Raw genomic sequence first — 20,257 nt, 5'->3', positions numbered from 1 at the left:
CTCCTGGGCTAGGGGTGGACTAGGCCGTGGCCTCGGCGGCCGCGCGGGCGGCGGCGGGCAGGGCGGCGGCGATCCGCTCGATCGCCCGCTCGTCGTGCGAGGCCGAGACGAACCAGGACTCGAAGGCGGACGGCGGCAGGTAGACGCCCGCGGCGAGCATCGCGTGGAAGAACGCGGTGAAGCGGAAGGCCTCCTGGGTCTTCGCCTCGGCGTAGTTGGTGACCGCGTCCTCGGTGAAGAACACCGAGAACATGTTCCCGGCGGTCTGCAGCCGGTGCGCCACGCCCTCCTTGGCGAGCGCGGCGGCCACCAGGCCGGAGACCTCGGCGGCGACCCGGTCGACGGTCGCGTACGCCTCGTCGGTGCAGTGCCGCAGCTGGGCCAAGCCGGCCGCGGTGGCGATCGGGTTCCCGGACAGGGTGCCGGCCTGGTAGACCGGGCCGACCGGGGCGAGGTGGGCCATCACGTCGGCGCGGCCGCCGAAGGCCGCGGCCGGGAAGCCGCCGCCCATGACCTTGCCGAAGGTCAGCAGGTCGGGCGCCCAGCCCTCGTTCGCCGCCTCCAGGCCGTACCAGCCGGCCTTGGAGACGCGGAAGCCGGTCATCACCTCGTCGGAGATGAACAGCGCGCCGTTCTCCCGGCAGAGCCGGGCCAGGCCCCCGTTGAAGCCGGGCAGCGGCGGGACGACGCCCATGTTGCCGGGCGAGGCCTCGGTGATCACGCAGGCGATCTCGCCCGGGTGGGCCCGGAAGGCCTCCTCGACGGCGGCGAGGTCGTTGTACGGCAGCACGATGGTGTCGCCGGCCTGGGCGCCGGTGACGCCCGGGGTGTCCGGCAGGCCGAAGGTGGCGACGCCGGAACCGGCGGCGGCCAGCAGAGCGTCCACATGACCGTGGTAGCACCCCGCGAACTTCACGATCTTCGCTCGGCCGGTGAAGCCGCGGGCCAGCCGGATCGCGGACATGGTGGCCTCGGTGCCCGAGGAGACCAGGCGGACCTGCTCGACCGGGGCGACCCGGGCGACGATCTCCTCGGCCAGCTCGACCTCGCCCTGCCCCGGCGTGCCGAAGGAGGTGCCGAGCGACACCGCCCGCTGGACGGCGTCCAGCACGGCCGGGTGCGCGTGGCCGAGGATCATCGGCCCCCACGAGCAGACCAGGTCGACGTACTCGCGGCCGTCGGCGTCGGTCAGGTAGGGGCCGGTACCGGACACCATGAAGCGCGGCGTACCGCCGACGGCGCGGAAGGCGCGCACCGGGGAGTTGACGCCGCCGGGGGTGACGACCGAGGCGCGCTCGAAGAGCGACTGGGACTGAGGTGCTTCGTAGGGGTAGCTCACGGGAGACATGGTCTCAAATCGTGTCCTTCACCTCTGCATGTCGGACCTCATCATCTGGAACGATGATCCGGGCGCCCGAGTCTGTACGGTTATCCGTACAACGGGACCCCTGGCTGCGCCGGCTCCCCGGACCAGTCAGACTATGTACCCGGAGTGTCTCCGGAGTCCCTCCGCCCGCACGGGTCGGCGGAACTCCGGGTCGATGCAGGGGTGTGGAGAGGACTGCCGCGTACCGCGACTGGGTACGGCGGCGCATGACGGGTAAGGAGCACGTCCGGTGGGACGCCGGGCGTGCGGGGGTCTGTCGATTCCGGCGAATTCCGGTGAGGATGGTCCGAGTGTCCGAGGCGCAGGACGGCTACGACGAGGCCGCGGGTGGCCCCCGCCGGCCCGCCGAAGCCGCACGCGGGGGTACGGGAGCGGGAACGGGGCGTGGCGGCCGTGGTCGCGAGAGGCGGGGTGAGGGACGCGTGGGGGTGACGTACAAGTACTTCGGCGCACCCGACCGGGCGACCGCGGCCCGGGTCCCGACCGCGCTGGGGCCGGGCGGCCTCGGGCTGGACGCGGGCGAGCTCGGCTCGCTCGGCCGGCTGGGCGACCTGATGGAGACCAGTGGCTCCCCCAACGGCCACCTCTCCACCAAGATCAAGCCGGAGACCATGAGCGCGATGGTCCTCACCGGCATCCAGGGCGTGCCGCTGCACCAGGTGCCGCCGCTGGAGCTGGTCGTGCTGCACCCGGACTACGCCGTCGTCCAGCTGCCGCACAACGTGGTCGAGCCGCTCCGCAAGGCGGACGAGACCGAGCTCGGCGCCGCCGCCTTCATCTGGTCCACGGTCCCCGACCGCCGCGGCCCGCGCGACGCCTTCGTGATCTACAGCATGCTGCACGAGTGGCAGGACTTCGCCAACCGCCTGCACGAGGCCGGCCACCAGCTCTACTGCCTGGTCTGGCCCTGAGCCGGCCGTGAACGCGCGCAGGGCCCCGGCCTCCCCGGCCGGGGCCCTGCGCGTGGTCCGCGTGTGGTGCTTCGGTGAGCCTTCGGTGAGCTTTCGGAGGGTCAGCCGCCGGAGCCGTAGGTGGTGTTGGCGCAGATGTCGTCGTCGGCCGAGCGGGCTTCCTCGGTGACCGAGCTGGGCAGCGGGGCGGGTGCGGCGGGGGCCGCCGGGGCGCCCGGGGTGGCGGCGCCGCCGTTGGCGTCGGCGTAGTCCTTGCCGAGGACGACGCTGACGCCGGCCGCCGAGGTGCTGGTGAGCGTGGCCCCGGGGAACAGCGCGGCGACCTTCTCGGCGTTGGCCTTCTGCCCGGCCCCGTACTCGATCGTGGTGGTGGCCTTGTTGGTGCTCTTCGCCTGGCTGGTGCCGGTGACGGTGAACTGGGCCGCCTTCAGCGCCTCGCTCGCCTTGGCCGCCAGGCCGTTGACGGTCGTGCCGTTGTAGACCGCCACCTTGACCGGGGCCGCCGTCGTGGTGCGGGCCGCGGCCGTCGGGGTCGGCGTCGGCGGGGCCTCCGGGGTGGCCGGGGCCTCCGGGGTCGCGGGCGCGTCGGGCTGCTGGCCGGTGGCGTCCTTGCCGTCGAGGGTGCGGTCGGCGCGGATGGCCTCCCACAGCTTGTCCACGTCCGGCTTCACCAGGTCGAGGTTGGCCTCGTGGTAGCGCCACGGCGGGGTGACGAACTTGAGGTCGTGCAGGTCGATGTTCTTCAGCGAGAGCGCGAAGGACATCAGCTTGTCGACCGTGTTGAGCCCCTCGTCGACCCGCAGCGACTTGGTGGCGGCGTCCGCCAGCGGCAGCAGGGTGGTGGGTTCGAGGCCCTTCTTCTTCACCGTGCTGATCATCGAGCTCATGAAGGCCTGCTGACGCTTCATCCGGCCGATGTCCGAGCCGTCGCCGAGGCCGTGCCGCAGCCGGACGTAGTCGAGCGCCTTCTGGCCCTCCACCTTCTGCCGGCCGGCCGGGAGGATCTGGGCGCCCTTCTTGGGCAGGTTCGGGTTGATGTCGCCCTCGAAGATGGCCTTCGGCAGGCAGACGTCGACGCCGCCGACGGCCTTGGTCATCGCCGCGAAGCCCGCGAAGTCGACGACCAGGGTGTGGTCGACCCGGATCCCGGTGAGCTTCTCGACCGTGTTCTGGGTGCAGGCCGGGTTGCCGTCGGGGCTGCCGCCGACCTCGAAGGCGGCGTTGAACAGGACGTTCTCGCCCTTCTGCTCCTTGGTCCACTTCCCGTTGGGCAGCTTGCACGGCGGGATGGTGGCCAGGGTGTTGCGCGGGATCGAGACGCCGATCGCGTTCTTGTGGTCGGCGTAGACGTGCAGCAGGATCGTGGTGTCCGAGCGGGCGCCCTCGGCGTCGCCGCCGCCGAGGTCCGAGTTGCCGCCGCCGCGGCTGTCCGAGCCGATCAGCAGGATGTTCACCGGCTTGTTGCCGTTGGCGTCGGCCTGCGCCTCCGGCGGGCGGTCCTTGGCTATCGCGTCCGAGTCGATGGTCTTGATGTTGCCGCTGAGCTTGAAGTAGATCGCGCCACCGGTGCCGGCTATCAGCACCAGCACCCCGGCCGCCGACCAGGCGACGATCTTCTTGACGTTCTTCTTCGGCTTCCGGCTGGCCGCCCGCGCGGCCGCCCGGCCACCGGTCACGGGGGGCGCCTCCTTCGCGGCGCCCGCGCCCGCCTTGCCCTGGGCGGCGCGCCGGGCCTCGGCCCGGCCGCCGGGCCGGGGGGCCGGGATCGAGCCGGTGGACCCGGCGGCGCCCGCGGCGCCGCCCTTCGCGGCCGTGGAGCCCGTGGAGCCCGTGCCGGAGCCGCTCCGGGCGCCGGTGGAGCCCGCCGAGCCGGTCGAGCCTTCCGAACGCGGCCGGGCCACGTTGGGCTGACTCCTGTCTCGGCGACCCGACATCCCCGCACCTCTCACGGCTGTGCCATCGAACGATCGGCGGCCTGGAGGTCCCCCCGGGCGCCAGGTGGAGCATACAAGCCGACCGGAAACGGCCTACCGCCGCGCCGGGCGACCGGCCCTCCGCCCCCGTACGCACCCGTCCCGCCCCCGGGATCCCCCCGGAACCCACCCGGGATCCGCCCCGGCTCCCCCCGGAACCCGCGCTACCCCACCCCGGGTGTCACTTCGCCCGGCGGAGCACCGTCGCGGTGACCACGAAGGCCAGCGCGAGCAGTCCGGTGGACACCGCGAAGGCGAGCCGGAAGCCCCCGGTGAGGGCGTCCGCGAGGGGTTCGCCGGCGGCGGCCAGGGCGTCGGCGCGGGAGGTGGCCAGGGTGGAGAGGACGGCCACCCCGAGCGCGGCACCGACCTGCTGGGTGGTGTTGAAGAGCCCGGAGGCGGTGCCGGCGTCGGCCTCGCCCGCGCCGGACATGCCCAGCCCGGCCAGGGCCGAGAGCACCAGCCCGCCGCCGCCGATCAGCAGCATGGTCGGCAGCAGGTCGGTGAGGTAGCCGGCCTCGACCGGCAGCCGGAGCAGCAGACCGAGCGCGCCGACCAACAGGGCCAATCCGGCCAGCAGGACGTTGCGCTCGCCGAACCGGGCGTTCAGCCGGGCGGAGAGCAGCAGCGAGACGGCGCCGATGGCGACGGCGGCCGGGAGCATGGCGAGCCCGGTGGCCGCGGCGCCGTAGCCGCGCACGTTCTGCAGGTAGAGGGCGACCAGGATCTGGAAGCCGAACATCCCGGAGATGACCAGCACCTGCACCGCGTTGGCGGCGGAGACGGCGCGCGAGCGGAACATCCGCAGCGGCAGCAGCGGGTGGGCCGCGCGGGCCTGCCGGACCAGGAAGCCGGCCAGCAGGGCGACCGAGAGCAGGCCGAGGCCGAGGGTGCGGGCGGAGGTCCAGCCGTGCTCGGCGGTGCCGACGATGGTGAAGATGCCGAGCATCAGCGCCGCGGTGACCAGTACCGCGCCGAGGGCGTCGGCGCCGGCCCGCAGCCCGGGGCCCCGGTCGGCGGTCAGCACCCGGACGGCCAGCCCAGCGGCGGTGAGGCCGAGCGGCAGGTTGATCAGGAAGATCCAGTGCCAGTCCAGCGCCTCGGTGAGGACGCCGCCGAGCACCTGGCCGATGGACGCGCCGGCCGCGCCGACGAAGCTGAACGCGCCGATGGCGCGGCCGCGCTCGCCCGGTTCGGGGAAGAGCGTGACGATCATGCCGAGGCTGACCGCGGAGGCCAGCGCCCCGCCGACGCCCTGCAGGAAGCGGGCGGCGATCAGCGTGCCCTGGTCGGCGGCGACCGCGCAGAGCAGCGAGGCCGCGGTGAAGAGGAGGAGTCCGGCGACGAACACCTTCTTGCGGCCGACGAGGTCCCCGAGCCGGCCGGCGAGCAGCAGCAGTCCGCCGAAGGCGATCAGGTAGGCGTTGACCGTCCAGGTGAGGCCGGAGGGGGTGAAGCCGAGGTCCTGCTGGATGGCCGGCAGGGCGACGGTGACGATCGAGCCGTCCAGGACGATCATCAGCATCCCCGCGCAGAGCACCGCGAGGGCGAGCGCTCGGGAGCGGAGGGGTCGGTCCTGGCCGGTCGCGGGTGCGACGGGCGCGTGCGTGGTCATGGAAGGTCTCCCGGTTCGTCGAGTACCGGGTAAGACACTAACAAATGATTTTGTTGTGGACTATCTCTCTGCGGAAGATCCCTGTGGGGATGTTCTGCTTCCTGTCGTCAGCCCCGGGAGCGGCGGGCCCGGCGGACCGTCCGTTCGCTCTCCACCGGCTCCGCCAGCGGGCCGCCGACCAGGCGGGTCAGCGCGGAGACGAAGACGGTCCGCTCGTCCTCCGGCAGCGACTCCAGCACCTCCCGGTGCACCCGGTCGGCGATCGCCGTGCCCCGCACGACGGCCTCCCCGCCGGCCTCGGTCACCGAGATGATCCGGGCCCGGCGGTCGGCGGCGGACGGCCGGCGCTCGGCCAGTCCGGCCTTCTCCAGCTCGTCGACGGTCACCACCATGGTGGTCTTGTCGAGGTCGGCCAGCTCGGCCAGCTGGATCTGGGTGCGCTCGGCCTCCAGCGCGTGGAAGAGCACGCAGTACGCGCGCGGGGTGATGCCGAGCTCGGTGAAGGCGGCCGCCATCCGGGTCGCCAGCACATGGCTGGCGTGGTCCAGCAGGCCGGAGATGTCGCGGATCTGGCGCACGGGCGGGCTGGTCGTCATGCCGTCGAGGTTAGCAACGCCGTCCGTAGCCGGATGATCCCGTGCGGGACGGCCCCGGGCCGTGCGGTTACGGAATGCCCAGCTCGAACAGGGCGTAGCCGGCGTACCAGCCGGCCGCCACGGCCGGCATCGCGAACAGTCCGGCGATCGTGGTCGGGCGCAGCCGGCGCAGCGCCACCGCCAGGCCGATGCAGAGCGGGAAGGCCGGCAGCAGGTAGCGCGAGATGTTGCCGTAGATCTGGTTGCTGCTCAGCGCGGTGAAGACGGTCAGCAGCGTGTAGACCACCAGCACCAGCGGCGGGCGCAGCCGCAGCAGCAGCACCAGCAGCCCGGGCAGGGCGATCAGCAGGGCCACCGCGATCAGGTCCGGCGCCGGGTTGGACTGCCAGAACGTCCAGTGCCCGGTGACGGTGTCCAGGGTGCTGCGGGCGGTGGAGGCGCCCCAGTCGAAGTAGCGGTTCCAGGCCCCGCGCTGGAGCTTGAAGTACCCGGTCCAGTCGCCCATCCGGTAGCCGACCCAGGCGACGTACCAGAGCAGGCCCCACGGGGTCATCAGCATCGCGGTCAGCGGGCGGGCCACCCCGTCGGTGCGCCGGATCAGCGCCACCAGCGCGGTGATCGAGACGGCGGCGATCAGCGCGGCCGCGGTCGGCCGGTTGAGGCCGGCCACCAGGGCGAGCGTCCCCGCGGTCAGCCAGCGGCGGGTCATCACGCAGTAGCAGGCCCAGGCCGAGAGGGCGACGAACAGCGAGTCCGAGTAGACCGCCCACTCCACGCCCGAGCCCGGGAAGAGCCCCCAGATCACCGCGGCGGTGACCCCGGCGCGGAAGCCGCCGAGCCGCTCGGCGATCGCGAAGATCCCGGCCGCGGCGACGAACGAGGCCAGCACCGAGACGACGATGCCGGAGCCGTACGGGCCGAGCCCGGTGACCGCCCCGACCAGCCGCATCAGCCAGGGGTAGAGCGGGAAGAACGCGGCCGAGTTCTCGTAGTAGCTGGCCAGCGGGTAGCCGTGCAGCGGGATCAGCTGCGGGTCGTAGCCGTTCTCGGCGATCCGCTGGTACCAGATGCCGTCCCAGGTGCCGAGCACGTCCCACGGGCGGGCGCCGCCGCCGCGGCCCGGGTCCTTCTTCAGGAAGTCCTCGGTGTGCGAGAGCAGCAGCAGGAAGACGGTCAGGCCGGTCGCCTTGACCACCGCGTACGCGCCGAGCGCGGGCGCGAAGCGGTCCACCAGGGCACCGAACCGCCCCTGGACCGGTTCCGTCCCGGCCGGCCGCTCCCCCGTCTCCGGGGACGGCGGGGGCGACGACGGGGTGGACGGCGGCAGTCCCGCGCCACCGCCCGCCGACTCGGTGCTCGATGCCGTGCTCATCAGCTCTGGACTCCCCGCCGCAGTCGTGACCGGTGCGCCGAGCGAGACCGCGACGCCGGCCGAGCCTACGACACCGGGGCCTTGCGGAGCCGGGGAGCCCGCCGCGTGGACGGCGGCGGACTCCCCGGGCGGAACGGGGCGGAACGGGGCGGAGCGGGGCGGATCAGCCGTGCAGGTAGACGATGCCGAGCTTGGTGAGCCGCCAGAGCTGGCCGGGGGCGCCGGTGTCGGCGGCGAGCTCGACCAGCGGGTTGCCCTTGGCGTCGAACCGGCCGGTGGCGGTGACGAGCTTGCCCCGGTCCTGGGAGTCGGCGAGCTTCCAGAGGCCGTCGCCGGCCGGCTGAACCACCCAGTGCTGGTTGCCGCCGCCGTTGCAGCGCCACTGCTGGATCCGGGTGCCGGGGGCGGTGGAGCCGCCGTTGGCGTCCAGGCACATGTCCCGGTTGCCGCTGAAGTCGAGCTCGTAGGAGCCGCCCGCCTTGGCCTCCAGCACGAAGGACTGGTTGAGCCCGCCGGTGGCCGGATAGGTGATGGCGGCCCGGCCGTTGGTCGCGTCGCCGTACGTCCCGCCGCCGGTGAGGTCCAGCGCCCGGCCGTCGGCGGCGTTGGTGAGCTGGTACCAGGCGCCGTCCTCGGGCAGGTCGGCGATCGGTTTGCCGGGGGTGAGCGGTTCGATGGAGGTGGTGTTCCGCTGGTTCAGGGTGCAGTAGGCCTGGCTCAGGTCGGTCCGGCCGTAGAACTGACCGAGGCAGACGCCCTCGCCCCGGTAGCCGGCCACCCGCAGGTGGTACGACTGGCGGACCATGTTCATGCACAGGCCGGGGATGCCGATCTGCTGGTCGCAGCCGTTGCGGACCCACTCGGAGAGGTTGATGACGTCCCCGTTGGTGTACTCGTACGGGGAGCTGGTCCACTCCGCGCAGACCTCGTGACCGAAGGCGACCCGGCGCTGGTCGAGGTAGCGGACGCCGGGCACCTGTTCGGCCGCGCCGCGCAGCATGTCGCTGAAGAGCGGCACCACGTAGTTGTGGCCCCAGGCGAGGTCCTCGGGGAAGGCCGGGCAGCCGTCGGCGATCTTGCCGAGGTAGTCGTTGCGCCGGATGTCCGGGGTGATCGGGTTGAAGTAGGACTGGTAGACCAGCTGGTAGGAGTCGTCGGCGTAGCCGGCCGTCCGCATGGTCTGGCGGATGTTCCGCAGCGCGGCGACCACCTTGGGCTGGACCCGCTGCGCCCGCTGGGCGATCTCGGCGCTGCCGATGGTGTCGCGGCAGCCCTGGTCCTTGGGGACCGGGAAGTACTGCGCGAGGCAGTGCATCATGATGCCGCTGAAGTCGAAGTCGTCGTTGGCGCCGATGGTCACCACGACCAGCTTCACGTCGTACCGGGCGGCCACGCCGGCCAGCTGGACGTCCTGCTTGGGCTCGCCGAAGTCGCCGCTGCCGGGGCCGGTGATCTTCGCCAGCTCGGGGTCGCTGACCAGGTCCCCGGTCTGGGCGCCGGAGCAGGCGAGGTCGATCGGGGTGACGCCGGGGATGTCGGTGACGAAGATCTCCGACTTGGGGTGCCGGTGGCAGTAGTTGGTGGGGCTGTCGGTCTCGGGGAAGTAGGCGTCGCCGGTGTCGGTGCCGGCGCCCTCCCCGGAGATGGCGCTGTCGCCGAGGGCGACGATCGCGGCCGGACGGCCGGTGGCCGCGGGGGCGGCGGGGGCTCCGTCGGCGAGCGCGGCCGGGGTGCCGGCCAGGCCGAGGGCGGCGACGAGCGAGCCCGCCGCGAGCAGCCGCAGCGCCCCGAGGAACTTGAGTGACCTGATCACACGCGACTCCTTGCGGGTGGGGGCCGCCCGGCCGGGGGCGCCGGACGGTGAGGAGTTCTTCTGGAGCGAGGAAAGGTGAGCAGGTCTCACATTCTAGGTACTGACAAGTAACGCAACAAGGCCCGTGACAGCACCGGCAGTTGACCCGGACACGGGCCGGAACGCCGAGAGCCGCCGTCCCGCGCCCCAGGAGGGAAGCGCGGAGACGGCGGCTCGCACCGGCCGGGCCGGCCGCTGATCAGCCCGCGTTGACGCAGGTGTTGCCGAAGGCCGGGTTCAGCAGGCCGATCACGTTGATGGTGTTGCCGCAGAGGTTGACCGGGATGTGGATCGGAACCTGCAGCTGGTTGCCGGAGATGACACCGGGGGAACCGGCGGCAACGCCCTCCGCGCCGGAGCTGGCCATCGCGGTGCCGGCACCGGCCGCGACGAGACCGGCCACAGCGGCGCCGACGGCGGCCGTCTTCTTGATGCTCATGGGAGCCTCCTGACTGTTCGACAGAGATGCACGGGGAGTGCGACATCTCCAACGAGACCCGATCAGCCCGGTTGCTAGGGCACCCCCACTGTCACCCATCCGGAGGAACGGACCCCATCCGACAGGCATTCGGGTGATCACCACATCCGACCGTTTCCCCGCGCGCACTGCCTCGTTCTCCCTGTCGGAACACGCTCCACCCGCCCGCAACGACGAGGAGATCCGCCGCCGGTCCAAGCCCGTCCGGAATTCCTCCCGGTCGCGCGTCGATTCGAATTCTTCCCGGCCGTGCGGGAATTGTTCGCGACGCCCGGTACCGCGGCGGCCACTCATCGCCCGAGCCATGGGCGACACGCGCCATCTGGGCCGCCCGAGTGACAATCACGGCATTCCCAGAAGCCAACGGGCCAGGATTTCACCTGGCCCGGCTCCCGACTATTTTCCACAGACGGTCGGGCAGAAAACGGAGGAAGAACCATGCGTAACCTCAAGAAGGCCGCCGCCCTGTCCCTCGCCGCCACCGGCCTGGTGGTCGGCGCGGCCGGCGGCGCGTTCGCCAGCTCCGGCGCCCAGGGTGTCGCCGCCGGCTCTCCGGGTGTGCTCTCCGGCAACCAGATCCAGATCCCGGTGCACGTCCCGGTCAACGTCTGCGGCAACTCCATCGGGATCATCAGCATCCTGAACCCGGCGTTCGGCAACACCTGCGTCAACGCCGGCTGAACCGTGGCCGCCGCACCGGCGGCCACGGTTCCACCGCATTCGTGCCGCACCCCGCCGACCGCGGGGTGCGGCCCGCTCAACCCGTGTGTGATCGAGGAGATCAACCCCCATGCAGAACGTGAAGAAGGCCGCCGTCCTCTCCGCCGCCGCCGCCGGCCTGGTGCTGGGTGCGGCCGGCGGTGCCGCCGCCAGCTCCGGTGCGGAGGGCGTCGCCGCCGGCTCGCCCGGTGTCGTCTCCGGCAACCAGATCCAGGTCCCGGTGCACGTCCCGGTGAACCTGTGCGGCAACTCCGTCGACATCGTCGGCCTGCTGAACCCGGCGTTCGGCAACACCTGCATCAACGCCGAGGCGCCGCAGCACCAGCACGACGACGACTGCTGATCCCCGATCGGCACGCGTTCCGACCGCACTGCCCCCCGGCCCACCGGCCGGGGGGCGGTTCGGCGTACCCGGGCGCGGTCCGGTCGCCCCGGGACCCACTCCCCCCGAAGGTGATCCGCATGGTTTCGAAGAAGAGCGGGGCCGGCCTCGCCGCCGCCCTGGGCGCCGTGGTGCTGCTCGGCACCGGCGCGGGCGCCGCGCACGCGGCCCCGAACGAGGGCGGCGCCGCCCTGGCGAAGACCGACGTCAACCAGGCGCTCGGCGGGACGACCGCCGGGCTCGGCTACGCCGTCGCGCCGGTCAAGGACCTCCGCCTGGACCCGTGGGCCAACTCCTCGGCCGACGTGCTGAACAACGGCGCGACCGTCCAGCCGGAGAACTCCGGCCTGGCCCCGATCGGCACCGACACGCTGACCGGTCCGCTCAGCGCCGGCGGCGGACCGCGCGACCTGCCGCTGGTCGGCGGACTGCTCGGCACCCTGCCCGGCTGAGCCCGGCCCGGCCCGCCGGACGCACGCGCGAGCCCGGCACCTCCCCCGCGACGGGAGGTGCCGGGCTCGCGCGCGTCCCGGCCGCGGCTACAGCTGGGCGAGCCCGGCCAGCCCGGTCTCCTGGACGACGCCGGTGGTGGTGGCGGTCGCGGTGGTGGCCAGGTTGTCCACCGAGTCGGTGACCGAGATCCGCTCGTCCTCGGTGCCGAGGGTGGCCTTGGCGCCGGGGACGGCCTGGACCGCGCCGGTCACCAGCCGCGGGTCGATCTCGTCCACCTTGATCCGGCCGTCGGCCAGCTGGCCGGTGCCGTCCTGGGCGTACGCGAGCGGCTTGCCGAGGCCGATCCCGGGGGTGTCGGCGTGCAGCGGCGCGGCCGGGGCGTCCAGCAGCAGCTCGCCGAGGTCGGCGCCCTGGTCGAGCAGCGGCAGCGGCAGCTCGGCCTTGGCGGTCGGACCGACCTTGCCGGTGCCCAGGGCGGGCACCAGCCGCTCCGGGATCAGCGCGTCGCCGGTGGTGTGACCGGGCGCCGGGGGCATCACCAGCGAGGTCGGGATGCCGCCGGAGATCCGGCTGTCGAGCGGGGCCAGCGGGACGTCCAGCGGGACCTGCTGGGTGGCCAGCTTGTCCTCCAGCGCCCCGACCTGCTCGGGGCTGAGCTGGGCGGCGGCGGACGCCGCCCCCTGGGACGCGAGCACGCCCGCACCGACCGCCAGCAGCATCGCGCCGGCCCGCTTGGAGAACCTCATGCTTTTCACCGTTCTGCCTGTCCGTACTGGAGATCTCTGGGGGAAGGGCCGCGCGCGCGCAGCCGAAAGCAATGGGCTCAACGATCCACCGGGATCCCGGATTGCGGCGGTTAACCGGTTCGGGTTAATAATCCGACCGGAAAACCGTCGGCCGCCGCGCCTCCCGGACTCTTTTCAAAAATCCCCGTAACCTTCCGTGCCGTCATTCTTTGATCTGGACGTCAGTGACCGCAGACCGGGTCTGGGCGTTGTACGCGTTGTATCGCACGGAAACCGCACGGAAACCGAGAGCTTTTCAGAGAGGGATCTCCCCATGATCCAGAAGTCCTTCGCCGCCGCCGGCCTGGCCGTCGCCGCCCTGGCGGCCACCGCGGCGCCGGCCTCCGCCATCGGGGACTCGGACGGCGCCGCCGGGTCGTTCCAGGGCAACGGTGGCACCAACTTCACCGGCACCGTCGGCGACCACAGCCCGAACTTCCACTTCCTGGACAACGCGAACGTCTGCCTGCCCGAGATCCACAACATCGCCGTCGGTGTCCTCGGCGTGGCCGTCCCGGTCGAGGTCCCGATCGCCAACAGCGGTGGCAAGCAGTACTGCACCCAGGGTCAGGGCACCCAGACCAAGGGTGACTCGGGCGTCTCCCACCTGATCGGCTGACCCGCTCGTCCCAAGCTGCGTCACCCCTCCTGAACCAACCTTCGAATCGCTCCCCGATTCACCCCTGAGAGGAACACAGAAATGATCAAGAAGTCCCTCGCCGCCGCCGGCCTCGCCGCCGCCGCCATCGCGATGTCCGCCGGCTCGGCCTCCGCCATCGCCGACTCCGACGGCTCGGCCGTTTCGGTCCAGGGCAACGGCGGCACCAACCAGACCGGCACCCACGGCGACCACAGCCCGAACTTCCACACCCTCGACAACGCGAACATCTGCCTGCCGGAGGTCCACAACATCGCGGTCGCCGTCCTCGGCGTGGCCGTCCCGGTCGAGGTGCCGGTCCTCAACAGCACCCCGAAGCAGATCTGCAACGTCGGCCAGAACACCCAGTCCTCGGGCGACGCGGGTGTCTCGCACCTGATCGGCTGACCCAGCCGCACGGCGCGACGGAGGGCCCGGGGACGTCTGGTCCCCGGGCCCTCCGGGCGTATCGGACCAGACGTCCGGCCGGCCCGCTCCCCCGGTGCGGGCCGGCCGGGTGACAGGCCGTCGGCACGGCGCGTGGGGCGCCGCGGCGGACGGCACCGTGTGTTCCCGTGTCAGGGCGCCTGCCCGGCAACGGAGCAGAGCACACGTCAGACGCAGAGCGTCCGGACCGGACGCTCCGGAAGAGAGGGCAGATCCATGAAGAGCAAGCTGGGCAAGGTCGCGCTGACCGCCTTCGGCGCGCTGGCGCTGGCCGGACTCGCCACCCCGGCGTCCGCGCACGTCGGCCTGGCCGGCGGCGGCGAGTTCGTCGCCTCCGCCGACCCGGTGTTCGCGGCCGGCGAGTGGTGGGGCATCGCCCACACCTCGAACATCCACACCGGCGAGCACGGCTGGGGCGCCGCCACCGCCACCGACCTGGTCGGCGGCGAGGAGGGCTTCGCCCACATCGGCGGCTGGTAACCCGCGACACACCGAAGGCCGGGTCCCTCCGCGCAGGAGGGGCCCGGCCTTCGGCGTGCGCGCTAGGACTGCTTGATCATCGCGGCGGCCTCGACCGCCCAGTAGGTGAGGATCTGCTCGGCGCCCGCCCGGCGGATCGAGGTGAGCGTCTCCAGGATCATCCGCTCCCGGTCGATCCAGCCGTTCGCCGCGGCCGCCTCCACCATCGCGTACTCGCCGGACACCTGGTACGAGGCGACCGGCACCGGCGAGGCGTCGGCGACCTGGCGCAGGATGTCCAGGTAGGCCATGGCCGGCTTCACCATCACCAGGTCGGCGCCCTCGGCGAGGTCCAGCTCCAGCTCGCGCAGCGACTCCCGGGCGTTGGCCGGGTCCTGCTGGTAGCTCTTGCGGTCGCCCTTCAGCGAGGAGCCGACCGCCTCCCGGAACGGGCCGTAGAACGCCGAGGCGTACTTGGCGGTGTAGGCGAGCACGCCCACGTCCTGGTGGCCGGCCTCGTCCAGGGCCTTGCGGACCACCGCGATCTGGCCGTCCATCATCCCGGACGGGCCGACCAGGTGGACGCCCGCGTCCGCCTGCACCCGGGCCATCTCGGCGTAGCGCTCCAGCGTCGCGTCGTTGTCCACCGAGCCGTCCGCGGCCAGCACGCCGCAGTGGCCGTGGTCGGTGTACTCGTCCAGGCACAGGTCCGACATGACCACCAGGGAGTCGCCGACCTCCGAGACCACGTCCCGGATCGCCTGCTGCAGGATGCCGTCCGGGTTGGTGCCCTCGCTGCCGACCGCGTCCTGCACCTCGGGGACGCCGAACAGCATGACGCCGCCCAGGCCCGCCTCGGCCGCCTCCACGGCGGCCTTGCGCAGGGTGTCCCGGGTGTGCTGGACCACGCCCGGCATCGAGGTGACCGGGACCGGCTCGCGGACGCCCTCGCGGACGAACAGCGGCAGGATCAGCTCCGCCGGGTGCAGCCGGGTCTCGGCGACCAGCCGGCGCATCGCCGGGGTCGAGCGCAGCCGACGGGGGCGGACGTACGGGAATTCAGCGGACACGGCTTCTCTCTCCGAACGGTGTGTCGGGGTGCCGGGGGCGACGGGGTGGGCCGCCCCCGGCGGGTGGTCAGCGCGCGGCCTTGCGGCGCGAGCCGGGACGGCGCTCGCTGGGCCGGTAGACCGGCTCGCCGGCGGCGGTCGCGGCGTCACGGCGCTTGGCCCCGAAGTCTGCCAGCGCCTGGGCCAGTGCGGCCGCCGACGGCGCCGGGGCCATCACGTCGACCCGCAGGCCGTGCTCCTCGGCGGTCTTGGCGGTGGCCGGGCCGATGCAGGCGATGACCGTCACGTTGTGCGGCTTGCCCGCGATGCCGACCAGGTTCCGCACGGTCGAGGACGAGGTGAACAGCACCGCGTCGAAACCGCCGCCCTTGATCGCCTCCCGGGTCTCGGCCGGCGGCGGCGAGGCGCGCACGGTCCGGTAGGCCGTCACGTCGTCGACCTCCCAGCCCAGCTCGACCAGGCCGGCCACCAGGGTCTCGGTGGCGATGTCGGCGCGCGGCAGCAGCACCCGGTCGATCGGGTCGAACACCGGGTCGTACGGCGGCCAGTCCTCCAGCAGCCCGGCCGCGGACTGCTCGCCGGAGGGCACCAGGTCCGGCTTCACGCCGAAGTCCACCAGCGCCTGCGCGGTGGTCTCGCCGACCGCCGCGACCTTGATCCCGGCGAACGCCCGGGCGTCCAGGCCGTACTCCTCGAACTTCTCCCGGACCGCGCGCACCGCGTTCACCGAGGTGAAGGCGATCCACTCGTAGCGGCCGGTGACCAGGCCCTTGATGGCCCGCTCCATCTGCTGCGGGGTGCGCGGCGGCTCGACCGCGATGGTCGGCACCTCCTGCGGCACCGCGCCGTACGAGCGCAGCTGCTCGGACAGGCCGTGCGCCTGCTCCTTGGTGCGCGGCACCAGGACGTTCCAGCCGAACAGCGGCTTGGTCTCGAACCAGGAGTGCGAGGCCCGGTGGGCGACCTGCTCACCGACCACGGCTATCACCGGGGTCGCCGGGTCCACCGGGGCGGAGACCGGCGAGGGCAGCACCCGGGCGGTCTTCAGGTCCGCCGCGATGGTGGCCAGCGTCGCGGTGAAGGTGCGCTGACGGGTCGTGGTGCCGGAGAGCGTCGCGCTCAGCGCCGAGTCCGGCTTGCGGCCGTTGGAGACCAGCGCGTTGGCGGTGGCCGGCAGCTGGCCCAGGGTGGTGCGGACCACCAGGGTGGTCTCCGGCGCGCCCAGGTCCACCGGGGAGCCGGCCAGCAGCGCCGCGCCCTCCACGAACCGGACGTCGGTACCGGCCGCGCCGCGCAGCGGCACGCCCGCGTAGGCCGGCACGCCGACCGACTGGGCGACCCCCGGGATCACCTCGAAGGCGATCCCGGCGCCGGCACAGCCGAGCATCTCCTCGGCGGCGCAGCCGTCCAGGCCCGGGTCGCCGTCGACGGTGCGCACCACGTGCTTGCCGGACCGCACGGCCTCGCCGACCAGCTCGGCCAGCACGAAGTCCGGGCCCTCGGCGCCCGGGGTGTGCACCTGCACACCGGACGGACAGTGGCTGCGCACGGCGGCGGCGGTCAGCGGGTCGGCGACCAGGATGTCGGCCGAGCCGAGCACCTCGACCGCGCGCAGGGTCAGCAGACCCGGGTCACCGGGACCGGCGCCCAGGAAGGTGCAGCGCCCCTCGGCGGGGAGCACGCCCCCGAACGGGCTGTCGGCCGGGAACGGGCTGTCGGTGGCGGCGGTGGGGCTCATCGGGCTCGCTCCCCCATCAGGGCGGCCGCGCCCGCGTCGAGCAGCCGGGCGGCCAGCGCGCGGCCGAGGGCCGCCGCCTGCTGCTCGGCGGTCTCGTCGAGGACGATCGGACCGTTGGCGGACATCTTCAGCAGGGTGGCGCCGTCGACGGTGCCGACCACGCCCTCCAGCCGCAGTTCGTATCGGTGGCCCCAGGTGGCCAGGCCCGCGACCGGCGCGGAGCAGCCGGCCTCCAGGGCGGCCAGCAGGGCGCGCTCGGCGGCCACCGCGACCCGGGTGGGGGCGTGGTCGAGGGCCGACAGCGCGGCGGCCAGGGCGACGTCCGAGGCCTTGCACTCGACCGCCAGGGCACCCTGGCCCGGGGCCGGGATCATCAGCTCGGGGTCGAGGTGCTCGGTGATCTCGGCGTCCCGGCCGAGCCGGTTCAGGCCGGCGGTGGCCAGCACCACCGCGTCCAGCTCGCCGGAGGTGACGAAGCCGATCCGGGTGTCCACGTTGCCGCGGATCGCGACCGTCTCCAGCTGGGCGCCGCGGGCCCGGGCCCAGGCGTTCAGCTGCGCCATCCGGCGCGGCGACCCGGTGCCGATCCGGGCCGGGCGACCGGCTCCGGCCAGCTTCTCCACCAGCTCGCCGAGGGCCAGGCCCTCGGTCGCCACCAGGGCGTCGCGGCTGTCCTCGCGCTCGGGGACGGCGGCCAGCACCAGACCCTCGGGGGCGGCGGTGGGCAGGTCCTTCAGCGAGTGGACGGCGAAGTCGATCCGGTCCTCCAGCAGCGCGTCGCGCAGCGCGGAGACGAACACGCCGGTGCCGCCGATCTGGGCCAGCGCCTCGCGGGAGGTGTCGCCGTAGGTGGTGATCTCCACCAGCTCGACGGGGCGCCCGGTGAGGCGGGTCACCTCGCGGGCGACCATGCCCGACTGGGCCATGGCGAGCGCGCTGCGCCGGGTGCCGAGCCGCAGCGGTGCCGTGGTCGCGTCCGGAGCCTGGCCGGTGAGCGGTTGACCATTCATGGGGTGATCGTCCCGGTGGTACTCGTGGGATGGACGGGTCATCTGGCGCCTCCGCCCGCAGGCTGCTGGGCGCCGATCGGGGTGCCCGAGACCGCGTGCACGGCCGCCGGGTCGAGGTCGAACAGCTCGCGCAGCGCGTCCGCGTAGGAGGCGCCGCCGGGCTCCGCGGCAAGCTGCTTCACCCGCACGGTGGGGGCGTGCAGCAGCTTGTCGACCACGCGGCGGACGGTCTGGCTGATCTCGGCGCGGGAGCGCTCGTCCAGGCCGGGCAGCCGGGAGTCCAGCCGGCCCAGCTCGGCGGCGACCACCTCGGAGGCCATCGCCCGCAGCGCCACCACGGTCGGGGCGATCCGGGCGGCCCGCTGGGCGGCGCCGAAGGCGGTGACCTCCTCGGCGACGATGCCGGAGACGGCGTCGACGTCACCGGCGCCGGGGGTGGCGGCGTGCGCGTGCGACAGGCTCTCCAGGTCGACCAGGAGCGCGCCGGGCAGCTCGTGCACGGCGTGGTCGACGTCGCGCGGCATGGCCAGGTCGAGGAAGGCGAGCGGCTCGGCCGCGGTGCGGGAGGCCACGGCGGCGGCGACGTCCTCGGCCTTGATCACCACGCCAGCCGCGCCGGTGCAGGAGATCACCAGGTCGACGTCGCCCAGCGCCTCGGGCACCTTGGCCAGCTCCAGCGTGCGGGCGACGTCCCCGCCGAGGATCTCGACCAGGCGCTCGGCGCGCTCCGGCGTCCGGTTGGCGATCAGCAGGTCGGTCACGCCCGAGCGGACCAGGGTGGCGGCGGCCAGCGAGCTCATCGAGCCCGCGCCGACCACCAGCGCCCGCTTGCCCGCGATCGCGCCCGCGCCGGCCGCGACCTGCTCCAGGCCGAAGGTCACCAGCGACTGGCCGGCCTTGTCGATGCCGGTCTCGCTGTGCGCCCGCTTGCCGACCCGCAGCGCCTGCTGGAACAGCTCGTTCAGGCCGCGCCCGGCGGTGTGCTCCTCCTGGGCCCGGGCAAGCGAGTCGCGCAGCTGACCGAGGATCTGGCCCTCGCCGACCACCATCGAGTCCAGGCCGCAGGCCACCGAGAACAGGTGGTGGACGGCGCGGTCCTCGTAGTGGACGTAGAGGTGCGAGGTCAGCTCCTCCAGGTCCACGCCGCTGTGGTGGGCGAGCAGCAGCGACAGCTCGGCGACGCCGGCGTGGAACTTGTCCACGTCCGCGTACAGCTCGATCCGGTTGCAGGTGTTCAGCAGCGCGGCCTCGGCGACGGTCGCGGACGCGGCCGCGTCGTGCAGCAGCCGGGTCGGCACCTCACCGGTCAGCGCGGCCCGCTCCAGCACGCCGACCGGGGCCGTGCGATGGCTCAGCCCTACGACGAGAAGACTCACGCCCGCCCCCTGGTCCCACGAAATTCGGTGCTCATGCCGGCATCACCGCGGAGAGATCGCCCTCGCCGGGCTTGCCGGGCTTGGTCTTCGCCGCCGGGTCGCCGTCCTTCGCCGGCTCGGCGCCGGTCCGGGGCTTGCCGGTGCCGCCGCCGGCGGCGCGGCGCAGCTTGGCCGCGGCGGCGCGGACCGGGCCGGGGGCGCGGTCGAGCACGGACTCGGTGCGGTCCGGCTCGTCGCCGGCCTTGCGCTGCTCGTGGAAGGCGAGGATCTGCAGCTCGATGGAGAGGTCCACCTTGCGCACGTCCACGCCGTCCGGGACGGTCAGCACGGTCGGGGCGAAGTTCAGGATGCTGGTGACACCGGCCTCGACCAGCCGGTCGCAGACCTGCTGGGCCGCGCCGGGCGGGGTGGTGATGACGCCGATCGAGACGTGCTGGCTCTCCACGATGGACTCCAGTTCGTCCATGTGGCGCACCGGCAGGCCGGCCGCGGTGCTGCCGACCACGGACGGGTCGGCGTCCAGCAGGGCCGCGACCCGGAACCCGCGGGAGGCGAAGCCGCCGTAGTTGGCGAGGGCGTGGCCGAGGTTCCCGATGCCGACGATGACGACCGGCCAGTCCTGGGTCAGGCCCAGCTCGCGGGAGATCTGGTAGACGAGGTACTCGACGTCGTAACCGACCCCGCGGGTGCCGTACGAACCCAGGTAGGAGAAGTCCTTGCGCAGCTTGGCGGAGTTCACGCCGGCGGCGGCGGCGAGTTCCTCGGAGGAGACGGTCGGCACCGAGCGCTCGGAGAGCGCGGTGAGCGCGCGCAGATAGAGGGGCAGGCGCGCGACCGTCGCCTCCGGGATTCCCCGGGCACGCGAGGGTCGGCGCGCGGCGCCCTGGTCGGGCGTCTGCGAACTGCTCTGTGGTGATCGGCCGATTGCCACGGTGCTCCTGTGGGTGAAGCTGGGCTTTGGCAGCCAGGCTATGCGTTTGTGAACGTGTGCACAAA

At 73.2% G+C, this 20,257-nt stretch carries 20 protein-coding genes; 7 read left to right on the top strand and 13 right to left on the bottom strand.

Features of this window, described 5'->3' with window-relative positions:
* Positions 1-19: 19 nt before the first annotated feature.
* Positions 20-1,348 (bottom strand): glutamate-1-semialdehyde 2,1-aminomutase, encoded by a 1,329-nt coding sequence (hemL, locus tag AB0N76_RS14630; protein WP_363556887.1) that lies wholly within the window; start codon positions 1,346-1,348, stop codon positions 20-22.
* A 461-nt stretch (positions 1,349-1,809) separates the two neighbouring features.
* On the opposite strand from hemL, the gene AB0N76_RS14625 reads away from it, so the two are divergent.
* Positions 1,810-2,298: a hypothetical protein gene (locus AB0N76_RS14625; protein ID WP_030304763.1), complete on the top strand. Its 489-nt coding sequence runs from the start codon at positions 1,810-1,812 to the stop codon at positions 2,296-2,298.
* A gap of 101 nt (positions 2,299-2,399) precedes the next feature.
* Here AB0N76_RS14625 and AB0N76_RS14620 read toward each other — a convergent pair whose 3' ends face one another.
* The 6 genes from AB0N76_RS14620 to AB0N76_RS14595 form a co-directional block, all read right to left on the bottom strand.
* Positions 2,400-4,199, bottom strand: a complete 1,800-nt coding sequence (locus AB0N76_RS14620; RefSeq protein ID WP_363556885.1) for an LCP family protein — start codon at positions 4,197-4,199, stop codon at positions 2,400-2,402.
* Between the two features lie 253 nt (positions 4,200-4,452).
* Complete coding sequence (locus AB0N76_RS14615) at positions 4,453-5,886, bottom strand: DHA2 family efflux MFS transporter permease subunit (protein WP_363556883.1); 1,434 nt, start codon at positions 5,884-5,886, stop codon at positions 4,453-4,455.
* 107 nt (positions 5,887-5,993) lie between these two features.
* Positions 5,994-6,482: a MarR family winged helix-turn-helix transcriptional regulator gene (locus AB0N76_RS14610; RefSeq protein WP_363556881.1), complete on the bottom strand. Its 489-nt coding sequence runs from the start codon at positions 6,480-6,482 to the stop codon at positions 5,994-5,996.
* A gap of 67 nt (positions 6,483-6,549) precedes the next feature.
* Positions 6,550-7,854 (bottom strand): hypothetical protein, encoded by a 1,305-nt coding sequence (locus AB0N76_RS14605; protein WP_363556879.1) that lies wholly within the window; start codon positions 7,852-7,854, stop codon positions 6,550-6,552.
* A gap of 163 nt (positions 7,855-8,017) precedes the next feature.
* Entirely contained in the window at positions 8,018-9,667 is a 1,650-nt protein-coding gene (locus AB0N76_RS14600) for an RICIN domain-containing protein (RefSeq protein ID WP_363556877.1), read from the bottom strand.
* Between the two features lie 238 nt (positions 9,668-9,905).
* Complete coding sequence (locus tag AB0N76_RS14595; protein ID WP_363556875.1) at positions 9,906-10,145, bottom strand: chaplin; 240 nt, start codon at positions 10,143-10,145, stop codon at positions 9,906-9,908.
* A 477-nt stretch (positions 10,146-10,622) separates the two neighbouring features.
* Between AB0N76_RS14595 and AB0N76_RS14590 the strand changes: the two genes are divergently transcribed.
* The 3 genes from AB0N76_RS14590 (at position 10,623) to AB0N76_RS14580 (ending at position 11,738) form a co-directional block, all read left to right on the top strand.
* Positions 10,623-10,865, top strand: coding sequence for a chaplin (locus tag AB0N76_RS14590; RefSeq protein ID WP_363556873.1), 243 nt, complete (start codon positions 10,623-10,625; stop codon positions 10,863-10,865).
* 109 nt (positions 10,866-10,974) lie between these two features.
* On the top strand, positions 10,975-11,247 hold the full coding sequence (locus tag AB0N76_RS14585) for a chaplin (RefSeq protein WP_363556871.1): 273 nt from the start codon (positions 10,975-10,977) through the stop codon (positions 11,245-11,247).
* Positions 11,248-11,366: 119 nt separating this feature from the next.
* Positions 11,367-11,738, top strand: a complete 372-nt coding sequence (locus AB0N76_RS14580; protein ID WP_363556869.1) for a hypothetical protein — start codon at positions 11,367-11,369, stop codon at positions 11,736-11,738.
* 87 nt (positions 11,739-11,825) lie between these two features.
* Here AB0N76_RS14580 and AB0N76_RS14575 read toward each other — a convergent pair whose 3' ends face one another.
* Positions 11,826-12,485, bottom strand: coding sequence for a hypothetical protein (locus AB0N76_RS14575; protein WP_363556867.1), 660 nt, complete (start codon positions 12,483-12,485; stop codon positions 11,826-11,828).
* A 313-nt stretch (positions 12,486-12,798) separates the two neighbouring features.
* Here AB0N76_RS14575 and AB0N76_RS14570 point away from each other — a divergent pair, with 313 nt between their 5' ends.
* From AB0N76_RS14570 to AB0N76_RS14560, 3 genes are all read left to right on the top strand, one after another.
* The gene (locus AB0N76_RS14570) at positions 12,799-13,143 is read left to right on the top strand and encodes a rodlet layer protein (RefSeq protein WP_363556865.1); all 345 of its coding nucleotides are present in this window, start codon (positions 12,799-12,801) and stop codon (positions 13,141-13,143) included.
* A gap of 81 nt (positions 13,144-13,224) precedes the next feature.
* On the top strand, positions 13,225-13,569 hold the full coding sequence (locus tag AB0N76_RS14565; protein WP_030304792.1) for a hypothetical protein: 345 nt from the start codon (positions 13,225-13,227) through the stop codon (positions 13,567-13,569).
* A gap of 255 nt (positions 13,570-13,824) precedes the next feature.
* Positions 13,825-14,088: a hypothetical protein gene (locus tag AB0N76_RS14560; RefSeq protein ID WP_363556863.1), complete on the top strand. Its 264-nt coding sequence runs from the start codon at positions 13,825-13,827 to the stop codon at positions 14,086-14,088.
* Positions 14,089-14,150: 62 nt separating this feature from the next.
* Here the strand turns inward: AB0N76_RS14560 and hemB are convergent, their stop codons facing one another.
* The 5 genes from hemB to AB0N76_RS14535 form a co-directional block, all read right to left on the bottom strand.
* Positions 14,151-15,137 (bottom strand): porphobilinogen synthase, encoded by a 987-nt coding sequence (gene hemB, locus AB0N76_RS14555; protein ID WP_363556861.1) that lies wholly within the window; start codon positions 15,135-15,137, stop codon positions 14,151-14,153.
* A 67-nt stretch (positions 15,138-15,204) separates the two neighbouring features.
* A complete protein-coding gene (locus AB0N76_RS14550) occupies positions 15,205-16,875 on the bottom strand; it encodes a bifunctional uroporphyrinogen-III C-methyltransferase/uroporphyrinogen-III synthase (RefSeq protein WP_363556859.1) in 1,671 nt (556 codons plus the stop codon).
* Positions 16,872-17,885, bottom strand: a complete 1,014-nt coding sequence (gene hemC / locus AB0N76_RS14545) for a hydroxymethylbilane synthase (RefSeq protein WP_363556857.1) — start codon at positions 17,883-17,885, stop codon at positions 16,872-16,874. The genes AB0N76_RS14550 and hemC overlap by 4 nt, the downstream gene beginning before the upstream one ends.
* A 38-nt stretch (positions 17,886-17,923) precedes the next feature.
* Complete coding sequence (locus AB0N76_RS14540) at positions 17,924-19,261, bottom strand: glutamyl-tRNA reductase (protein ID WP_363556855.1); 1,338 nt, start codon at positions 19,259-19,261, stop codon at positions 17,924-17,926.
* Between the two features lie 31 nt (positions 19,262-19,292).
* Positions 19,293-20,192, bottom strand: a complete 900-nt coding sequence (locus tag AB0N76_RS14535; protein WP_363556853.1) for a redox-sensing transcriptional repressor Rex — start codon at positions 20,190-20,192, stop codon at positions 19,293-19,295.
* Positions 20,193-20,257 lie beyond the last annotated feature (65 nt).

Source organism: Kitasatospora sp. NPDC093806, assembly GCF_040683335.1.
GTDB lineage: Bacteria > Actinomycetota > Actinomycetes > Streptomycetales > Streptomycetaceae > Kitasatospora.
This window is presented reverse-complemented; position numbering and strand designations above follow the sequence as displayed.

Coding starts and splice junctions, on each gene's coding strand:
- hemL (WP_363556887.1), bottom strand. CDS start 1,348: ATGTCTCCCGTGAGCTACCCCTACGAAGCACCTCAGTCCCAGTCGCTC.
- AB0N76_RS14570 (WP_363556865.1), top strand. CDS start 12,799: ATGATCCAGAAGTCCTTCGCCGCCGCCGGCCTGGCCGTCGCCGCCCTG.
- AB0N76_RS14560 (WP_363556863.1), top strand. CDS start 13,825: ATGAAGAGCAAGCTGGGCAAGGTCGCGCTGACCGCCTTCGGCGCGCTG.
- AB0N76_RS14565 (WP_030304792.1), top strand. CDS start 13,225: ATGATCAAGAAGTCCCTCGCCGCCGCCGGCCTCGCCGCCGCCGCCATC.
- AB0N76_RS14550 (WP_363556859.1), bottom strand. CDS start 16,875: ATGAGCCCCACCGCCGCCACCGACAGCCCGTTCCCGGCCGACAGCCCG.
- AB0N76_RS14605 (WP_363556879.1), bottom strand. CDS start 7,854: ATGAGCACGGCATCGAGCACCGAGTCGGCGGGCGGTGGCGCGGGACTG.
- AB0N76_RS14575 (WP_363556867.1), bottom strand. CDS start 12,485: ATGAGGTTCTCCAAGCGGGCCGGCGCGATGCTGCTGGCGGTCGGTGCG.
- AB0N76_RS14610 (WP_363556881.1), bottom strand. CDS start 6,482: ATGACGACCAGCCCGCCCGTGCGCCAGATCCGCGACATCTCCGGCCTG.
- AB0N76_RS14595 (WP_363556875.1), bottom strand. CDS start 10,145: ATGAGCATCAAGAAGACGGCCGCCGTCGGCGCCGCTGTGGCCGGTCTC.
- AB0N76_RS14580 (WP_363556869.1), top strand. CDS start 11,367: ATGGTTTCGAAGAAGAGCGGGGCCGGCCTCGCCGCCGCCCTGGGCGCC.
- hemC (WP_363556857.1), bottom strand. CDS start 17,885: ATGAATGGTCAACCGCTCACCGGCCAGGCTCCGGACGCGACCACGGCA.
- AB0N76_RS14615 (WP_363556883.1), bottom strand. CDS start 5,886: ATGACCACGCACGCGCCCGTCGCACCCGCGACCGGCCAGGACCGACCC.
- AB0N76_RS14590 (WP_363556873.1), top strand. CDS start 10,623: ATGCGTAACCTCAAGAAGGCCGCCGCCCTGTCCCTCGCCGCCACCGGC.
- AB0N76_RS14585 (WP_363556871.1), top strand. CDS start 10,975: ATGCAGAACGTGAAGAAGGCCGCCGTCCTCTCCGCCGCCGCCGCCGGC.